Source organism: Thiomonas intermedia (assembly GCF_002028405.1).
GTDB lineage: Bacteria > Pseudomonadota > Gammaproteobacteria > Burkholderiales > Burkholderiaceae_C > Thiomonas > Thiomonas intermedia.
Map to the genome: position 1 here is coordinate 2904773 of NZ_CP020046.1, position 15860 is coordinate 2920632.

The window sequence follows — 15860 nt, forward strand, 5'->3', positions numbered from 1 at the left end:
TTCAGTTTCCGGCTTCTTCCATCAGCGCCCGGGCCTGGGCAATCTGGCCGCGGTAGGCATTGAAGATCTTGCGCAGGGCGGTCTGCATGTCAGCCTTGGGCGCCCAGTCGAGATCGTGCATGGTGTTGGCGATCTTGGGCACGCGATTCTGTACGTCCTGGTAGCCACTGCCGTAGTAGGCGCCCGAACTGGTTTCCACCAGTTTGACGGCCTTGGCGGATTCGGCGTACTCGGGCATGTCGCCAGCCAGGCGCAGCATCATGTCGGCCAGTTCCCGCACCGAATGGTTGTTGGCCGGGTTGCCGATGTTGTAGATCTGGCCGCTGGCCACGCCGTTCTTGTTGTCGATGATTTTCATCAGCGCGTCGATGCCGTCGTCGATGTCGGTGAAGGCGCGTTTCTGGTGGCCACCGTCGACCAGGCTGATGGTCTCGCCGCGCACGATGTGACCGAGGAACTGGGTCACCACGCGGGAGCTGCCTTCCTTGGCGGAGAAGATGGTGTCCAGTCCGGCGCCGATCCAGTTGAAGGGGCGGAACAGGGTGTAGTTCAGCCCGTCCTGCTGGCCGTAACCGGCGATCACGCGATCCATCAGTTGCTTGGAGCAGGCGTAGATCCAGCGCGGCTTGTTGATCGGGCCGTAGATCAGCTGGGAGTTCTCAGGATCGAACTCGGCGTCGGTGCACATGCCGTACACCTCGGAGGTGGACGGGAACACCAGATGTTTCTTGTGCTTCACCGCCGCGCGCACGATGGGCAGGTTGGCTTCGAAGTCGAGTTCGAACACCCGAAGCGGCGCCTTCACGTAAGTGGCCGGCGTGGCGATGGCCACCAGCGGCAGGATCACGTCGCATTTGCGCACGTGGTATTCGATCCACTCTTTATTGATGGTGATGTCGCCCTCGAAGAACTTGAAGCGCGGATTCGGCAGCAGGTCATCGATGCGGTCGGTGTTCATGTCCATGCCGTAGACCTGCCAGTCCGTGGTGGCGAGGATGCGCTTGGACAGATGGTGGCCGATGAAGCCATTGACGCCGAGGATGAGGATTTTTTTCATGATTGCAGTCTTGCGAGTTCCGAAAAAGGGGCTGAGTCGAGCGGGACGCCAGGGCGATCGGCCGCCCAGAGTTCGACGAGGTGAAGCACGCCGCCATCCCCGGTCTTGGCCAGGATGTGAGCGCCGACGACGTGCGGCCCCGGAGCCGCGTCCTTCGCGATCTGCGCGGCCAGCGCGGGCGCGGCACGGCGGGCGCTGGCGACGATGAAGCGGTGGCCTCCTGCCTCGAAAAAGGCGCCGGGATAGGGCGGGGCGACCGCCCGGATGAGGTTGTAGACCGATTCGGCCGTACGGGCCCAGTCGATGCGGCCGTCTTCTGGCTTGCGGCCACCGAAGTAGCTCCCGGCTGCCAGATCGTTGGGCTGGCGCGGGACGTCGCCGCGCAGGAGTTGCGGCAGCACCTCCCACAGCGCGATCTCGGCCGCGACGGTCAGTTTGTCGAACACGTCCCGGGCGGTGTCGTCGGGCAGGATGGGCACGGCCTGCTGCGCCACGATGTCGCCCGCGTCGGGCTTGGCCTCCATGACGTGCAGCGTGGCGCCCGTTTGCGTCTCGCCGTGCAGGACCGCCCAGTTCACGGGCACACGGCCCCGGTATTTGGGCAACAGCGAGCCGTGCATGTTCAGCGCGGCGATCCGCGCTGCGGCCAGAAGCCGCGCGGGCAGCATGCGGCGGAAATAGAAGGAAAACAGATAGTCTGGGGCGAGCGCAACGACGCGGTCGATGATCGCTTCCTCCACCGCCTCATCGACCAGGGCCACGGGAATGCCCGCCTCGGCGGCGACATCGGCCACGCGATCGAACCAGAGGGTTTCGGTCGGGCTGTCCGGGTGGGTGACGACGAGTTGCACTTGCACGCCCCGCGCCAGCAGCGTCTTGAGGCAGCGCACACCGACATTGTGATAGGCGAAGACGACGGCTTTCACGGCAGCGTGACGGGAGAGGGTTGTTCGGCGCGGGCCGAAGCAGACGGGTGGGGGACGAACACACCTGGCTCCGGCGGCAGGTCCTGAAGCACGCCCTGGACGAGATAGCGCGGACGGCCGCGCACCTGCTCGTAGATGCGACCGATGTATTCCCCCAGAATCCCGATGCTGAACAGCACGACGCCCAGCAGGAAGAAGGTGATGGCGAACAGAGTGAAGACGCCCTGGACCTGCGAGCCGAACAGAATGCGGTCGATCATCAGCAGCACGAACAAAGCGCCCGAGGCCAGCGCCAGCAGGATGCCGACATACGACATGATCTGCAGCGGCACCAGCGAGAAGCCGGTCACCAGGTCGAAATTCAACCGGATGAGCTTGAACAGCGAGTATTTGGATTCGCCCGCCAGCCGCTCCTCGTGCGCCACCTCGATCTCGGTGGGCTTGAGCGCGAAGGTGTAGGCCAGTGCGGGAACGAAGGTGTTGGCCTCGGTGCAGCGATTCACGGTGTCCACCACGTCGCGGCCATAGGCGCGCAGCATGCAGCCCTGGTCGGTCATGCGCACGCTGGTGATCTTCTCGCGCGTCCAGTTCATCAGGCGGCTGGCGTTGCGGCGGAACCAACTGTCCTGGCGCATGCGGCGTATCGTGCCGACGTAGTCGTAGCCCTCGCGCATCTTGGCCACGAGATGGCGGATTTCCTCGGGCGGGTTCTGCAGGTCGGCGTCGAGGGTGGCGACGATGGGCGCGCGCGTGTGTTCGAAGCCGGCCAGGATGGCCATGTGCTGGCCGTAATTGCCATTGAACAGCACGACGCGGGTGACGTCAGGGCGCAGTCTCTGCTGCGCGGCCAGCAAGGCGGCGGAACGGTCGCGGCTGCCGTCGTTGACGAACAGGATCTCGTAGGGTTCGTTCAGGGCATCGAGCGCGGGGTAGAGACGGGCGAACAGGGCGGCGAGTCCGGCCTCTTCGTTGTAGACGGGGACAACCACCGAAACGGCAGGGTGAGGATGCAGGGTCATAGGCCGAATTGTCGCAGCACCGCGTCGAGTGCGGACGTCACCCGGGCCACGTCGCTGTCGCGCATGGCGGGGAAGAGCGGCAGGGTGAGGATGGACGCCCCGATGCGTTCTGCCTCGGGGAAGTCGCCGGGGCGCAGGCCGCGGGCGCGGTAGAGGCTGAACAAGTGGATGGGCTGGTAGTGCACGCCCGTCGTGATGCCGCGGTCTTTCAGCGCCTGCATCAGCGCGGCGCGCCGCACCTGCGGCGGTGGCACGATCTGGAACATATGCCAGTTGCTTTGCGCGAAATCGCGCGGCGGCAGCTGAATGCCCCGCGCCTCGATGCCCAGGGCGTCGAACGCGGCGAAGTACTGCTGCGCCAGATCGCGGCGGCGGGCGTTGAAGGCCTCCACACGCTGCAGCTGCCCCCAGCCCACGCGCGCGGCTACGTCGGTGAGGTTGGACTTGCCGCCGACGACATCGACCTCCATGCCGTCGAGCCCGCTGCGCTGCACGCCCTGCAGACGCAATCTGCGGGCCAGATCGATGTCGGCATCGGCCGGCAGCACCAGACATCCGCCTTCGATGGACGTGATGTTCTTGTTCGGATGGAAGCTGAACGAGGCGAAGTCGCCGAAGCTGCCGATGCGCTGCCCCCTCCACAGGCTGCCAATGGCCTGGGCCGCGTCTTCGATGACGCGAAGACGGTGGCGCTCGGCGATGGCGTAGATCGCATCCAGGTCGGCGGGCAAGCCGGCCAGATGGACGGGCAGGATCGCCCGCGTGCGCGGGGTGATGGAGGCTTCGATGCGGCTCGCATCGATATTGCGGGTGACCGGATCGATGTCGACGAACACCGGCGTGGCACCGACCGCCAGAATCACATTGCTCGTCGCCACCCAGGACAGCGGCGTGGTGATGACTTCATCGCCCGGGCCGATGCCCAGCAGCCTGAGCGCGACCTCCATGGTGACGGTGCCTGAGGCATAGGCGAGCACCGGGCGACCACCGAAGTGCTCGGACAGCGCCTGCTCGAAGCGCGCGCACCAGGGCCCGGTGGTGATCCATCCCGAACGCAGCACTTCAACGACGCCGGCGATGGTCTCTTCGTCGATGTCGGGGCGGGTGAAGGGAAGAATGTCTTGAGGGTTCATGGGGGTGCGATCAGGCTCGGGCGACGATGACGACGCCCACGATGATGACGGCAATGCCCAGGAGCTTCTGGGCCGTGAGCGCTTCGCCGAACAGCCACCACGCCGCAAAGGCGGTCACCACATAGCCGAGCGACAGCATGGGATAGGCGATGGAGACCTGCACCCGGGTGAGCGCCAGGATCCACACCCCGACCGAGACGGCGTAGAACGTCAGCCCCAGCAGAATCTGCCATTGCAGCGCGAAATGCAGCCCGGCGTGCCAGATGTTGCCCGCGGTGAAGCTGAAGCGCCCCACCGTTTCCGCGCCCGATTTGATGAGCAGCTGGGCCGCGGCATTGAGCAGCACGCCGGTGAGCACGAGGGCAAAGGCCACCGCGCTCATCGTTGCGCTCCGTTGTCTGGAACGGGTGGCACGAGCGACGGTCCTGCGTTCCAGCCCGCGGGCAATCGTGCGGCCGCTGCGCCGGCGGCCGCGCCATAGTCCTGTCCCGGTTTGGCGATCACGACGAAACGCGGCGCGCGATAGATCACCGTCATGGGCAGATGCAGGGCCTGCAGTGCGGGCAGCGCGGATGGCGACATCAGCGCCAGCGGCTGTTTGTCTTCATGCCAGCGTCGGGCGAAATCGGCGTAAGTGGGCACCCACAGCCCGGGCTGCTGCGCGATGCCGAAATGCAGCTCGCCCTGATACTCCACGAGGGTCACCGTGCGGTCGAGGTAGAAGGGCAGCGTCTGGTCATAGGTGCCGACCGCGTAGAACGGCTGCCCGGCATGAATCCAGGGCTGGATGGCGCTCACCACGTTCTTGGTCGAGGCCGTGCTGCCCAGAATCTGGAATTGCTGGATGCCCAGCGAGAACCCCAGCGTCGTCGCCACGCTGACCACCATCACCGCCGCACAGCGCCGACCCTGCGATTCCCAGCGCCACGCAATGAGCCCGCTGACCAGCGCCAGCACGGCCGTGCCTTCCAGCCACCAGCCGAACTGCTGATAGAGCGCCCCCGGCGTGGTGGCGTTGCCCAGCCGGTGCAATTGCGTGAGGCCGATCATTGCCGCCAGCCCGATGAGCGCGAGCAAGGCGAACTGCCAGCGCAGGGCGCCACGGCGTGCCCGGTCGAGGTAGTCGCCGAGCAGCAGCGCCAGGGCAGGGAAGATGGGCAGGATGTAGGACGGCAGCTTCGATTTGGAAATGCTGAAGAACACGAAGATGAACACCGCCCAGATCACCAGCATGCCCTGGGCGTGCAGCGTGCGCCCCTGCGCGCTGCCGAACGCCGCGCCGCGCTGCGCCGGTTGCGTCGCCCCGCCGATCAGGGCCGGGACGAGACTGCCCAGCCAGGGCAGGATGCCCAGAATCAGGATGGGCAGGAAATACCACCAGGGCCCAGGCCGGTGCAACTCGTCGGTGAGGAAGCGGGTGAACTGCTGGTAGATGAAGAAATAGTCGAAGAACTCGGGATTGCGCACCTGTACCCAGATGAACCAGGGCGCGGCGATGGCCAGAAAGATCAGCAGGCCGCTGATGAGATAGAGCCGGGTCCACAGCTTCCAGTCGCGGTAGATCAGGGTGTAGAGCACCAGCGCGGCACCCGGCAGCATGATGCCGATCAAGCCCTTGGACAGCATGGCCAGGGCCATGAAGGCCCAGCAGGCCCACATCCAGTTGCGCGTCTGCGCGCGACTCGCATCGGGCCGCTGCGCCAGCAGGAAGGCCATCAGACTGGCAGACATCGTCGCCGCGGTGCCCATGTCCAGCGTGTTGATGTGGCTCATCGCGTTCCAGTAGAACTGGCTGGCCAGCACGCCGGCGGCGAACAGCCCGGCACGCCGGTTGAACAGGCGGCTGCCCGCCCAGCCGACGAACACGATGGAGAGCAGCCCGGTCAGTCCGGTCCACAGCCGGGCCTGCCATTCGCCGAAGCCGAACAGTTCGTAGCTCACGGCCGTCGCCCAGTACTGCAGGGGCGGCTTCTCGAAATATTTGAAGCCATCGAGCCGCGGCGTGACCCAGTCTCCCGACACCACCATTTCCCGCGGAATCTCGGCGTAGCGCCCTTCATCGGTGGGTACCAGGTCGCGCCAGCCCAGTGTGCCCAGCCAGAGGATGACCAGTCCGACAAACAGCCAGCGCGTCAGGCCGCGGCCAGGGCCGGAATTCGGGGAAGTGAAGTCTTGCGAGGAATGCGACATGAACGGGGGGCCAGGGTGCGACCCGGGGCCGGGGTGTGGCGACAAGCGTGTGGTGGTAGCCGACCATGGTAACGGGGCAGACCTTGCGGACCACTGAGGGAAAGAGTGCAATGCGCCGCACAGGGACGCACACGAACGCACGACAGTCTGGAGACGACATGACCTGGCCCACCCATACCGTGACCAATCAGGCCCCACCCTTGCAGGATTACAACCTGTTCACTGCCGATCCGGCTTTGCGTGAGGCGCTGGAACGGGCGGACGCCGCCTGGGCCGCGGCAGGCCTCGTGCGCCAGGGCGAAGATCTCGGTACAGCGGCCAGCTTTGCGCAAGGGCATCTGGCGAACCAGTACCCGCCGCGGCTGCGCGGCTTTGACGCGCGCGGCCATCGCCTCGACGAGATCGACTTTCATCCGGCCTGGCATGCCTTGATGGCCGACATCGCCCGGCGCGGTCTGCACACGGGGCCGTGGGCGCAGCCGCGGCCGGGAGCGCATGCGGCGCGCGCCGCCGGCTTCATCCTGCAGACCCAGATCGAAGCGGGGTCGATGTGCCCGACCACCATGACCTACGGGGCGATTCCGGCCCTGGCGCGTGATGCGGGGCTGATGCGCGAGGCGCTGCCCGTCCTGCTGAGCCCCGAATACGATCCGCGCGACCTGCCGCTGACGCAGAAGCGTGGGGGACTGATCGGCATGGGCATGACCGAAAAGCAGGGTGGCTCGGACTTGCGCAGCAACGCCACCCGCGCTGAACCCGATGCCATCGGCGGCTACCGCCTGACCGGCCACAAGTGGTTTTTCTCCGCGCCGCAGTGCGACGCCCATCTGGTGCTGGCCCAGGCACCGGGCGGATTGAGCTGCTTCTTCGTGCCGCGCTGGGCCCCTGACGGCAGCAGGAATCCGGTGCTGATCCAGCGGCTCAAGGACAAGCTGGGCAACCGCTCCAACGCCTCGTCCGAAGTGGAGTTTCAGGGCGCCTGGGGACATCTGCTCGGCGAGGAGGGGCGGGGGATTCCCACCATTCTGGAAATGGGCACCTATACCCGGCTCGATTGCGTGCTGGGCACGACGGGGCTGATGCGTCAGGCGCTCAGTCAGGCGGTGCACTATGCGCGGCATCGCCGGGCGTTTGGCGCGGCGCTGATCGATCAGCCGATGATGCGCAATGTTCTGGCCGACATGGCGCTGGACGTGGAGGCGGCCATCGCCCTGGCGATGCGGCTGGCCCAGGCTTTCGACGCGCAGCACGACGAGGCCGAGTCGCTGCTGCGTCGGCTGCTCACGCCCGCCGCGAAATTCCGCGTCTGCAAGCGCGGGGCCGAACTGGCGGCCGAGGCCATGGAAGTGCTGGGCGGCAACGGCTATGTGGAAGACGATGTGCAGGCGCGCATCTACCGGGAGATGCCGGTGAACTCCATCTGGGAGGGATCGGGCAATGTGATGTGCCTGGACGTGTTGCGCGCCCTGGGCAAGAACCAGCGAACCGCCCAGGCGCTGATGGCCGAGCTTGAGCCCGCGCAGGGGCGCAACGCGTCTTTCGATGCGCACCTGCGTCGACTCTCCGCCGCGCTGCGTGAGGGCCAGACGCCGCCCGGGCAGGCTCGGGTGTTCACTCATGACCTCGTTCTCGCGGTGCAGGCCGCGCTGCTGCTGCGGCACGCGCCAGAGCCGGTTGCGCAGGCGTTTTGCGCCTCGCGCCTGGGTGGCGCATGGGGCGGGGGTTTCGGCACGCTGTCGCCCACGGTCGATGGGGATGCCCTGTTGGGCCGGGCGCTGGTCCTCAGTTGAGAATGCGGAACTTGATCGGCACCAAAACCCAGGAGGTGATGGACTGCCCGTTGCGGGTGGCGGCGACAAAACGCCATTTCGCCACCGTCGCCTCGGCGGACTCATCCAGCCTGGGGAAGCCGGTGGACGACATGAGCCGGATCTGCAGAGGCCGTCCGTCGGGGCCGACCTGGACTTTGAGCAGGGCGGTCCCTTCTTCTCCCAACTGGCGCGACAACTGTGGATAGGTCGGCGGCGGGTTGTCCAGATAGTTGGCCTGATAGGACGCCGCGGTTTCCACCACGGGGGGGGCTGCGGTCGGCGCGGATGCAAGGGTCTCGGGGCGCGCGCGGGTGTGCACGGCTTCGGTTGGCGCTGGCGGCGTCGTTCTCGGCTCGGCAGGGGCAGGATTCGGCGTGGTGGGCAGGGGGGGCGCTGGCCTCGCCGTCGGGGCGACGGCGGCGTGGGTCTCCACGGGTGGAGGCGCCTTGGCGCGGGCGGGTTCGGTCTGATGCGCGGGCTGTCGCTGCGGCTCGGGCCGGGCTGGTGCCGTATGCGGGCGGGGCGCCGGCCGGGAGGGAGGGGGCGGCGGCTTGGGCGCCGGTTCGTGAGGCGCCTGCGTGGGCTCGATGCTGGGTGGCGGCTTCTGCAAGGTCACCCACTCCAGGCGTTGCTCTGGCTTGTCCGGTGGCTGAGCGGGCGTGAACAGCAGCCAGGCCAGCAACAGGGCGTGGGCAAGCAGAACCCCCAGCGCAAGCGCAAGCAGGGGAAACGGCCGGGCGGAGAGTGGGGGGGCGGAAATCGTGTTCATCACAGCAAACGGCGTGAATATAATCTGACAAATTTTGTGCGCCTGAAGCGTCTCCGCATTGCGGTGACCCCCAAGGGGCGCGAAGGACGGGCAATGGGGCTGCCAAGGCCCTTGCCACGGACAACGCCCCAGATCGACCGGCCAGGCCGCCGATCCATTCCAATATCCGGGCGCTCACCGGAGAATTCTCATGCTGTCGTTGCTGCCCAAAGCCGTCCTGGTCCTCGCCGACGGCTCGATCTTTCGCGGACTCTCCATAGGCGCGAGCGGGCAGACGGTCGGCGAAGTCGTGTTCAACACGGCCATCACCGGCTACCAGGAAATCCTGACCGATCCGAGCTACTGCCGCCAGATCGTCACGCTGACCTATCCGCATATCGGCAACGTCGGCACCAACAAGGACGACGTGGAGGCCGCCAAGGTGCATGCCGCCGGGCTCATCATCAAAGACCTCCCGGCGCTGCACGCCAACTATCGCAGCGAACAGGCGCTGGATGCCTATCTGCGCGAGCAGGGTACGGTGGCCATCGCCGGGATCGACACCCGCCGCCTGACGCGGCACCTGCGCACCAACGGCGCGCAGAACGGTTGCGTCATCGGCCTGGCGGCGGGCGAAGACATCACCGATGCGTTGATCCAGACGGCGCAGGGTGCCGCCCGCGGCTTCGCCGGCCTGGCCGGCATGGACCTGGCCCGCGTGGTGTCCACCGCGAAGGCCTACGAGTGGACACAGACCGACTGGTCGCTGCAGCACGGATACGGCGAGATGGACCGCCCTCTGCGGCATGTGGTGGCTTACGACTTCGGCGTGAAATACAACATCCTTCGCCTGCTGGCGGCGCGGGGTTGCCGGGTGACGGTCGTGCCGGCGCAGACGTCCGCGGCCGAGGTGCTGGCGCTGCAGCCGAACGGGGTGTTTCTCTCGAACGGCCCGGGCGATCCGGAGCCCTGTGACTACGCCATTGCCGCAACCCAGCAGATCATCGCGGCCGGCGTGCCGACCTTCGGCATCTGCCTGGGGCATCAGATCATGGGGCTGGCGGCGGGTGCCAAGACCTTCAAGATGAAATTCGGCCATCACGGCGCCAACCATCCGGTCAAGGATCTGGACAGTGGCCGGGTGTCGATCACCAGCCAGAACCACGGCTTCGCCGTGGACGCGGCCAGTCTGCCCGACAGCGTGCGCACCACGCACGTCTCCCTGTTCGATGGCACGCTGCAGGGTCTGGCCTGGAAGGACAGGCCGGCCTTCTGTTTCCAGGGGCACCCGGAAGCCAGCCCCGGGCCTCACGACATCGGCTATCTGTTCGATCGGTTCGTCGGTCTGATGGATCGTGCCTGAAACGGGAGCATTCGGATGTTCGGCGTCGTCAATCTGTGGACCTATGTGCTCGGGGTGATTTTCATCGTCCTGCTGCCCGGACCGAATTCGCTCTATGTGCTCAGCGTGGCCGCGCAGCGCGGCGTGCGCCAGGGCTATCTGGGGGCGATGGGCGTGTTTCTGGGCGACACGGTGCTGATGGTGCTGGCCGCCGCCGGCGCCGCCTCGCTGCTCGAGACCAATCTGGCCCTCTACCACCTGGTGCAGGCCGCAGGCGCGCTGTATCTGGGGTGGCTGGGCATCAATATGCTGCGCGCGGCCTGGAAGCGCTGGCGTACCGCGGATACGGGTCTGCATGTGCAGGCCACCCATCCGCACACGCCGCAGCAACAGAGCGGCAGGCGGCTGGAGAGCCCGTTTCGCAAAGCGCTGTTCATCAGTCTGCTCAATCCCAAGGCCATCCTTTTCTTCGTTTCGTTCTTCATCCAGTTCGTCGATCCGCACTACGCCCATCCGGCGCTGTCCTTCCTGTTGCTGGGCGTGATCACGCAGTTCTTCAGCGCGCTCTACTTGTCGGTGCTGATCTTCGGTGGGGTTCGGGTTGCCGACGCGTTCCGCCGCAGACGGCGGTTGTCCGCGCTGACGATGGGTGCGACCGGCGCGGGCTTTTTCGGCTTCGGCGTGAAGCTGGCGCTGGCGGCCACGGCAAGAACGCACTGATTTTTCTCGCTGTTTTTTCTCGATTTCATCTGCATAAAGAGACTCGCCCATGCCCAAGCGCAGCGACATAAAAAGCATTCTGATCATCGGAGCCGGCCCCATCGTCATCGGCCAGGCCTGCGAGTTCGACTACTCCGGCGCCCAGGCCTGCAAGGCCCTGCGTGAAGAGGGCTACAAGGTCATCCTGGTCAACAGCAATCCGGCGACCATCATGACCGACCCGGAAACGGCCGATGTCACCTATATCGAGCCCATCACCTGGCAGGTGGTCGAGACCATCATCGAGAAGGAAAGGCCCGACGCCATCCTGCCGACCATGGGCGGGCAGACCGCGTTGAACTGCGCGCTCGATCTGCACCACAACGGCGTGCTGGGCAAGTACGGCGTGGAGCTGATCGGCGCCAAGCCCGCGGCCATCGACATGGCCGAAGACCGCCAGAAATTCAAGCAGGCCATGACGCGCATCGGCCTGGGCTCGGCGCGCTCGGGCATTGCGCATACCCTCGAAGAAGCCTGGGGCGTGCAGAAATCCATCGGCTTTCCGGTCATCATCCGTCCCAGTTTCACGCTGGGCGGCACCGGCGGCGGCATCGCCTACAACCCGGAAGAGTTCGAGGTCATCTGCAAGCGCGGCATCGAGGCCTCGCCCACCAGCGAACTGCTGATCGAGGAATCGCTGATCGGCTGGAAAGAGTTCGAGATGGAAGTGGTGCGCGACAGCGCCGACAACTGCATCATCGTCTGTTCCATCGAAAACCTCGATCCGATGGGCGTGCACACCGGCGACTCGATCACCGTCGCCCCCGCGCAGACCCTGACCGACAAGGAGTATCAAATCATGCGCAACGCCAGCATCGCGGTGCTGCGCGAGATCGGGGTCGATACCGGCGGCTCGAATGTGCAGTTCGCGGTGAATCCGAAGGACGGGCGGCTGATCGTCATCGAGATGAACCCGCGGGTGAGCCGTTCTTCGGCGCTGGCGTCGAAGGCCACCGGGTTTCCGATCGCCAAGATCGCGGCCAAGCTGGCCGTGGGCTACACCCTCGACGAACTGCGCAACGACATCACCGGCGGCGTCACGCCGGCCTCGTTCGAGCCGACCATCGACTACGTGGTCACCAAGGTGCCGCGCTTCGCCTTCGAGAAGTTTCCCCAGGCCGACTCGCGTCTGACCACGCAGATGAAGTCGGTGGGTGAGGTCATGGCCATGGGCCGGACCTTCCAGGAGAGTTTCCAGAAGGCGCTGCGTGGGCTCGAAGTCGGCGTCGATGGCATGAACGAGAAGACCCAGGACCGCGAGGTGCTTGAGAAGGAGCTGGGCGAGCCCGGCCCCGAGCGCATCTGGTATGTCGGCGATGCCTTCGCGCAGGGCATGAGCCTGGACGAAGTCCACCAGCTCACCCGCATCGACCCGTGGTTCCTGGCGCAGATCCAGGACATCGTGCAGACCGAGCTGGAGCTGGAGCGTCATCACACCCTGGAAAAGCTCGACCGCGACCGTCTTTACGCGCTCAAGCAGAAAGGGTTTTCGGATCGGCGCCTCGCCAAGTTGCTGCACGCCACCGAGACCGCCGTGCGCGACCGTCGCCGTGCGCTGCAGGTGCGTCCGGTCTTCAAGCGCGTGGACACCTGCGCCGCCGAGTTCAGCACCGAAACCGCCTACCTCTACTCCACCTACGACGAGGAGTGCGAGGCGCTGCCCACCCGGCGCAAGAAGATCATGGTGCTCGGCGGCGGGCCGAACCGGATCGGGCAGGGCATCGAGTTCGATTATTGCTGTGTGCACGCTGCGCTGGCCATGCGGGCCGATGGCTTTGAAACCATCATGGTCAACTGCAACCCGGAGACCGTGTCCACCGACTACGACACGTCCGACCGCCTGTATTTCGAGCCGCTCACCCTTGAAGACGTGCTGGAGATCGTCGACAAGGAGCAGCCCGTCGGTGTGATCGTGCAGTATGGGGGGCAGACGCCGCTCAAGCTCGCGCTCGATCTCGAGGCCAACGGCGTGCCCATCATCGGCACCAGCCCGGACATGATCGACATGGCCGAAGACCGCGAGCGATTCCAGCATCTGGTCGAGCAACTCGGCCTGCTGCAGCCGCCCAACCGCACCGCGCGCTCGGAAGCCGAGGCGCTCTCGCGGGCCGAGGAGATCGGCTACCCGCTGGTCGTGCGTCCCAGCTACGTGCTGGGCGGCCGCGCCATGGAGATCGTGCACGAACAGCGCGACCTCGAGCGCTACATGCGCGAGGCGGTGAAGGTGAGCCACGATTCGCCGGTGCTGCTCGACCGCTTTTTGAATGACGCCATCGAGTGCGATGTCGACGCCATCTGCGATGGCACCCAGGTATTCATCGGCGGCGTGATGGAGCACATCGAGCAGGCCGGCGTGCACAGCGGCGACTCGGCCTGCTCGCTGCCGCCATACTCGCTCTCGGCCGCCACGGTGGCGCGCATCAAGGAGCAGACGGTCAAGCTCGCGCATGGTCTGCAGGTCGTCGGTCTGATGAATGTGCAGTTCGCCATCCAGCAGCTCGACGGGGAGGATCGCATCTTCTTGCTGGAAGTGAATCCGCGCGCTTCGCGCACCGTGCCCTACGTCTCCAAGGCCACGGGCCTGCAGCTTGCCAAGATCGCCGCGCGCTGCATGGCCGGTCAGACGCTGGCGCAGCAAGGTATCGACAAGGAAGTCACCCCGCCGTACTACTGCGTGAAAGAGGCCGTGTTTCCGTTCAGCAAGTTTCCTGGCGTCGATCCCATTCTCGGCCCCGAGATGAAGTCCACCGGGGAAGTCATGGGCGTGGGACAGACCTTTGGCGAGGCCTTCGTCAAGTCGCAGCTCGCAGCGGGCACGCGTCTTCCCGATCCCCAGGCGGGAGGCAAGGTCTTCCTGTCGGTCAAACAAAGCGACAAGCCTGACGCCGTTGAGGTGGCGCGCCAGCTGGTGGCCATGGGCTTCGGCGTGGTGGCCACGCGCGGCACCGCGGCCGCCATTGCGGCGGCGGGGGTCGAGGTTCAGGTGATCAACAAAGTCACCGAAGGGCGTCCGAACATCGTGGACATGCTCAAGAACGACGAAATCGTGTTGGTGATCAACACAGTGGAGGAGCGCCGCAACGCCATCACCGATTCCCGCGCCATCCGTACGTCGGCACTGGCCGCGCGGGTCACGACCTACACCACGATTTCGGGCGCCCTTGCTGCGGTCGAAGGGATGAAACAACTGCAGAAAATCGCGGTCTATTCTCTTCAATCGTTTGCGACGGCGTAAAATTCCGGCTCATCCGGGCACCGCAGCACGAGCGATTCAACGCCAGAAGCTGCGGTGCTCGTTTTTTTCACGGTTTTACGGAGGCCCAATCATGGCGACCCCCATGACGCGCAAAGGCGCGGAACAACTCAAGCAAGAACTGCATCGTCTCAAGACCCTCGAACGACCCGCGGTGATCCAGGCGATCGCCGAGGCGCGCGCGCAAGGCGATCTTTCCGAGAATGCCGAATATGACGCAGCACGCGACAAACAGGGCTTCATCGAAGGGCGGATCGCCGACATCGAAGGCAAGCTCGGCACCGCGCAGATCATCGATCCGAGCGAACTGCAGGCCGACGGCCGCGTGGTCTTCGGGGCCACGGTCGAGTTGAGCGACGAATCCAGCGGAGACGAAATCACCTATCAGATCGTGGGCGACGATGAAGCCGACCTGAAGCAGGGACGCATCTCCATCAACTCCCCCATCGCGCGGGCGCTGATCGGCAAGGAATCGGGCGACATGGCCCAGGTCGCCGCGCCAGGGGGCGTGCGCCGGTATGAAATTCTGGCCGTCCATTACAAATGAACCATCCCGGAAACCATCGCTTCGTGCGGTTCCCTCCGCCGGTGGCGAACCCTTTCGGATGCGTGCCGGCGAGGTTGTCATGAGCAGTCTGCGTACCCGCTGGTTTCTCGCCGCGCTCTGGCTGGGCGGTATGGCGGCCGTCGGCCTCATCGGGGCACCCACGGCGTTCGCCACGGTGCCCGAGAAGATGATCGCCGCCGCCGTGGCCAGTCGCATGTTCTACATCATGGCGCTGGCCGCCATCGTTTTCGGCGTGCTGATTGCCGTGCTCGAACGGTTTGCCGACAAGAAGGCGATGTCGGCGGATCAGTTGTTGCCGCTGGGAGGCGTGTTCTTTGCCGTGCTGGGCGAATTCGGCGTCGTGCCTCGGCTGCTGCAGGCTGCCTACAGCCATTCGCCGCAGGCCGGCATGTGGCACGGCATCGCCAGTCTGGTGTTCGCCCTGCAGGCCCTGTGCGTCGCGGCCTATGTCTGGCGACTGCCTGCGCGCCGCGCCACGGCCTGAACAGGCCCTAGCCGCGTGACGATTTCTTCGCGCTGGTCAGGCGGGGTTTGGCGCGTTTGACTTTGCCCGTGGCCGTCAGACGCTGATTGCCCAGCAGGGTGACGCGCTTGACCTTGGCCCGGTGTGTCGGGCTGCTCGACGGTACGACCACCTTGACGGTGCGTGGCGACCTGCCGCGCTTGGCGCCCTGAAACTCTTCGTCCGAGGTCTGTTTGGGCGCTTTCGGGCGTGGCCGGTAGAGCACCAGCAGTTTGCCGATCGCCTGCACGGGGGCAGCCCCCAGGGTGTCGCAAATGGTGTGCTGCATGGCCAGGCGTGCCGCAGAGTCGTCGCCGAAAACGCGCACCTTGATGAGTTCGTGGGCCTTGAGTGCCACGTCGATTTCCGCCAGATTGGCCGGATTGAGTCCTTGCTCGCCGATCAGCACGACGGGTTTGAGCCCGTGCGCTTGAGCGCGCAGGCTGCTTCGGAAAGGCGGAGTGAGTTCCAATGTAGTCATGATGGCCAAGCGCGTCGCAACATCCATGCGCGCGGTGCGTAGTCTTAATCCGCTATTGTCCTTGAAGAACC

The 15860-nt window shown here is 65.7% G+C and carries 14 protein-coding genes; 6 read left to right on the forward strand and 8 right to left on the reverse strand.

The features are described 5' to 3' along the window. Position 1: 1 nt before the first annotated feature. From BVH73_RS13590 to BVH73_RS13615, 6 genes are read right to left on the reverse strand one after another with little or no spacing between them, the layout of a single operon-like run. On the reverse strand, positions 2 to 1057 hold the full coding sequence (locus BVH73_RS13590; protein ID WP_079419501.1) for a bifunctional UDP-4-keto-pentose/UDP-xylose synthase: 1056 nt from the start codon (positions 1055 to 1057) through the stop codon (positions 2 to 4). After that, complete coding sequence (locus BVH73_RS13595) at positions 1054 to 1983, reverse strand: formyltransferase (protein WP_079419503.1); 930 nt, start codon at positions 1981 to 1983, stop codon at positions 1054 to 1056. The genes BVH73_RS13590 and BVH73_RS13595 overlap by 4 nt, the downstream gene beginning before the upstream one ends. After that, complete coding sequence (locus BVH73_RS13600; protein ID WP_079419505.1) at positions 1980 to 3002, reverse strand: glycosyltransferase; 1023 nt, start codon at positions 3000 to 3002, stop codon at positions 1980 to 1982. The genes BVH73_RS13595 and BVH73_RS13600 overlap by 4 nt, the downstream gene beginning before the upstream one ends. Continuing rightward, on the reverse strand, positions 2999 to 4135 hold the full coding sequence (locus tag BVH73_RS13605; protein ID WP_079419507.1) for a DegT/DnrJ/EryC1/StrS family aminotransferase: 1137 nt from the start codon (positions 4133 to 4135) through the stop codon (positions 2999 to 3001). Before BVH73_RS13605 ends, BVH73_RS13600 begins: the two co-directional genes overlap by 4 nt. 10 nt (positions 4136 to 4145) lie before the next feature. Then, complete coding sequence (locus BVH73_RS13610; protein ID WP_079419509.1) at positions 4146 to 4517, reverse strand: SMR family transporter; 372 nt, start codon at positions 4515 to 4517, stop codon at positions 4146 to 4148. Next, complete coding sequence (locus BVH73_RS13615) at positions 4514 to 6325, reverse strand: glycosyltransferase family 39 protein (protein WP_079419511.1); 1812 nt, start codon at positions 6323 to 6325, stop codon at positions 4514 to 4516. The genes BVH73_RS13610 and BVH73_RS13615 overlap by 4 nt, the downstream gene beginning before the upstream one ends. A 158-nt stretch (positions 6326 to 6483) precedes the next feature. Here BVH73_RS13615 and BVH73_RS13620 point away from each other — a divergent pair, with 158 nt between their 5' ends. Further along, positions 6484 to 8115 carry an isovaleryl-CoA dehydrogenase gene (locus BVH73_RS13620; protein WP_079419513.1) on the forward strand — a complete coding sequence of 544 codons (1632 nt, stop codon included), beginning with the start codon at positions 6484 to 6486 and terminating at the stop codon, positions 8113 to 8115. Here BVH73_RS13620 and BVH73_RS13625 read toward each other — a convergent pair. Beyond that, on the reverse strand, positions 8108 to 8905 hold the full coding sequence (locus BVH73_RS13625) for an energy transducer TonB (RefSeq protein WP_079419515.1): 798 nt from the start codon (positions 8903 to 8905) through the stop codon (positions 8108 to 8110). The two genes, BVH73_RS13620 and BVH73_RS13625, sit on opposite strands and share 8 nt — an antisense overlap. Positions 8906 to 9095: 190 nt before the next feature. Between BVH73_RS13625 and carA the strand changes: the two genes are divergently transcribed. The 5 genes from carA (at position 9096) to BVH73_RS13650 (ending at position 15290) form a co-directional block, all read left to right on the forward strand. Then, positions 9096 to 10247, forward strand: a complete 1152-nt coding sequence (gene carA, locus BVH73_RS13630) for a glutamine-hydrolyzing carbamoyl-phosphate synthase small subunit (protein WP_079419517.1) — start codon at positions 9096 to 9098, stop codon at positions 10245 to 10247. A 15-nt stretch (positions 10248 to 10262) separates the two neighbouring features. Then, positions 10263 to 10946, forward strand: a complete 684-nt coding sequence (gene leuE / locus BVH73_RS13635; RefSeq protein WP_079419519.1) for a leucine efflux protein LeuE — start codon at positions 10263 to 10265, stop codon at positions 10944 to 10946. A gap of 49 nt (positions 10947 to 10995) precedes the next feature. Continuing rightward, positions 10996 to 14220 (forward strand): carbamoyl-phosphate synthase large subunit, encoded by a 3225-nt coding sequence (gene carB / locus BVH73_RS13640; protein WP_079419521.1) that lies wholly within the window; start codon positions 10996 to 10998, stop codon positions 14218 to 14220. Positions 14221 to 14311: 91 nt separating this feature from the next. Continuing rightward, a complete protein-coding gene (gene greA / locus BVH73_RS13645; RefSeq protein WP_079419523.1) occupies positions 14312 to 14785 on the forward strand; it encodes a transcription elongation factor GreA in 474 nt (157 codons plus the stop codon). Positions 14786 to 14864: 79 nt separating this feature from the next. Further along, on the forward strand, positions 14865 to 15290 hold the full coding sequence (locus tag BVH73_RS13650) for a DUF4149 domain-containing protein (RefSeq protein ID WP_079420659.1): 426 nt from the start codon (positions 14865 to 14867) through the stop codon (positions 15288 to 15290). A gap of 7 nt (positions 15291 to 15297) precedes the next feature. Here the strand turns inward: BVH73_RS13650 and BVH73_RS13655 are convergent, their stop codons facing one another. Then, the gene (locus tag BVH73_RS13655; RefSeq protein WP_079420661.1) at positions 15298 to 15789 is read right to left on the reverse strand and encodes a YhbY family RNA-binding protein; all 492 of its coding nucleotides are present in this window, start codon (positions 15787 to 15789) and stop codon (positions 15298 to 15300) included. Between the last annotated feature and the right edge of the window lie 71 nt (positions 15790 to 15860).